Consider the following 2,208-nt stretch of genomic DNA (forward strand, 5'->3'; position numbering starts at 1 on the left):
GTATAAAAAATTAAATTACAGATTAATTCAGATAATATTTTATGAAATAAAAATTCAAAAAAATAAAAAAACTAACAGCTTGAGCCATGCACTTTAAAAGGTTTAAGCTGTTTATTTTTTAATGTTATTTCTCTAAAAAAATAAATTAATTATAAAATATATTAGAGTGAAATCTATCTTTATAAGCTTAACTAGAACATTGATGTATGTCAAAAATTTCACATAAAGATTGTGTTTTATCAAAGTAGTGGTATCTACCAGTTGCTTTAAAAAAACATAGTGATTTTAGTGTGCTACCATGGCTCTAATAGAGGGCTAGACTTAGTGAGAAGTATTTAGATATATTAATCACGCTCTGCGGGTAGTTCCTACCCTGATATATGTTTTAATAGGCTAGTAGTACGTATATTTAGTATATTTATAGTTGCATTTAGATCTCTATCTATCTCTGAGTTATATTTATCACATTTGTAAACTCTTGAAGATAGTGGCAATTCAGTTTTCACTGGCACAAGCTCTTTAGCTTGGGTATTGTAAGTTATAGATTTTTTCTGTCTCATACAATTCTTTTCTTTACAGAAAGTGCCGTAAAGCCTACTACTTCAAAGGCACAATCTTTTCACCTCTTTTTTTAGTATTTTGTTTCAATTTAATTGATTTTTGATACGTTTTAGCTGTCATATTATATATGACTGATTATAGAAGTACAAAAACTACTGTATCATTAATCAATTATCATTTTGTATTTTTTCCAAGATATAGAAGAAAAATTTTTAACAATCCTCATATAGAAGTAAGGTTCAAAGAGTTAATTTTCCAAATAGCTAAAGAATATGATATGCAGATTAATAGAAACTGCTATCGCTGATAAAAAATTAAATGCTATCAAGCGTATCAATGATAAAGAATCAAGAATAATGAAAGATATAAACCATAAGATTTCTAAGCAGATAGTCGATTTTGCAGTTGAAAATAATTGTGGAACTATCAATTTAGAAAATCTTTCTGATATACGTCAGACCTCAAGAACAAGAGGTAAAAACAAACAATCCCTTCATTCTTGGACTTTCTATCAGTTAGCTTCTTTTGTAGAATACAAAGCATATAATTTAGGAATTAAAGTTGAATATATCAATCCAGAATACACTTCTCAAGAGTGTCCTGTTTGTCATACTCGTAATAAGATTAATACGAGAGAATACAAGTGTGCTTGTGGATATAAAACACACAGGGATAGAGTTGGAGCATACAATATAGCTCAAAAATCTAACTTAGATGGTAAAAGTCTAAGTCCCTAAGAAACTACACGTTCTGTCTTAGGAGGGGTGCTGACATACCCTAAACTTAAAGTCATACTGGACTATCAGAAATGAACTATTCTTTAATTATTTAAGAATCCCACGACTTCAGTCGTGTGGAGTGTCAACATTTAGTTGTAATTATAAAAATATCGTAGAAAATATATTAACGAGGTTATTTGAGAAGATTTAAAAGAAATATTAAAGAGATTATTGAGTGTCACTACAATCGGAACTAGCTAAATTAGTAAAGACTTTTAAAACAGTTTCATCAAGATTGGTTAAAAAAAGCATTCTGATACTTAAGAGCCTACTAGTGGAAAACTATATTTTGGAGCAACTTTTATTGTATATTAAGCACTGGTGGAGCAACAATTGAAACTATCAATCGATATATCGAGTCGCAAGGAACTGAAAACTAAAAAGATTGCCCTGATTCATCCTCTCTCTAATAGTGGAAGAGGTTTTCTCAGGGCATTTTGATAAAATTTTAATTTACTCAGTAACAGATAAAATATAAGCCACTCTTTCAGGAGAAAGAGTATATTTATAACTATGTTTTTCTCCAGAAGGCGTTTCTATTAAAGCAGTAAACTCTCCCTCTGAGATTTCAGATAACTCTAAAATCTTAAAATTATCAATATCTAACTCTTCTGAAATTTGATCTAAAAAATCATCCTCAATTTCAAATTCAAAATATTCATTATTATGCTCAATAACATAATAAAAATCTGCAAAATCAAATAATTTCATATTAGTCCTTTCTATTTTTAGTTTAATTTTTCAATCTCAATAAGTAGATTTTTAATCTCTTTGTTTAAAAGCTCTATCTTTTCATATACAGTTTTTGCTCTGTTTGAATCTAAAGTTGAAGATTCTACTTTATTCTCAATAAGTGTAGATATATTAG

The 2,208-nt window shown here is 28.5% G+C and carries 4 protein-coding genes and 1 pseudogene; 3 read left to right on the forward strand and 2 right to left on the reverse strand.

Annotated features, from left to right (window positions below; all coding sequences use genetic code 11):
* Nucleotides 1–368: 368 nt before the first annotated feature.
* Nucleotides 369–560, reverse strand: a complete 192-nt coding sequence (locus ACMOUI_RS05125; protein WP_418964664.1) for a hypothetical protein — start codon at nt 558–560, stop codon at nt 369–371.
* 128 nt (nt 561–688) lie between these two features.
* Here ACMOUI_RS05125 and ACMOUI_RS05130 point away from each other — a divergent pair.
* The 3 genes and pseudogenes from ACMOUI_RS05130 to ACMOUI_RS05140 all read left to right on the forward strand — a co-directional run.
* A pseudogene (locus ACMOUI_RS05130) lies at nt 689–847 on the forward strand (transposase); the annotation flags it as partial.
* Nucleotides 834–1,298, forward strand: coding sequence for an RNA-guided endonuclease TnpB family protein (locus ACMOUI_RS05135; RefSeq protein WP_418964665.1), 465 nt, complete (start codon nt 834–836; stop codon nt 1,296–1,298). The pseudogene ACMOUI_RS05130 and the gene ACMOUI_RS05135, both read left to right, overlap by 14 nt.
* A gap of 326 nt (nt 1,299–1,624) precedes the next feature.
* Complete coding sequence (locus tag ACMOUI_RS05140; protein ID WP_418964667.1) at nt 1,625–1,720, forward strand: transposase; 96 nt, start codon at nt 1,625–1,627, stop codon at nt 1,718–1,720.
* Between the two features lie 73 nt (nt 1,721–1,793).
* On the opposite strand, the gene ACMOUI_RS05145 is transcribed toward ACMOUI_RS05140, so the two are convergent.
* Nucleotides 1,794–2,051 carry a hypothetical protein gene (locus ACMOUI_RS05145; RefSeq protein WP_418964666.1) on the reverse strand — a complete coding sequence of 86 codons (258 nt, stop codon included), beginning with the start codon at nt 2,049–2,051 and terminating at the stop codon, nt 1,794–1,796.
* Nucleotides 2,052–2,208: the final 157 nt, after the last annotated feature.

The sequence above is a fragment of the Cetobacterium sp. genome (assembly GCF_048470075.1).
Classification (GTDB): Bacteria; Fusobacteriota; Fusobacteriia; order Fusobacteriales; family Fusobacteriaceae; genus Cetobacterium_A.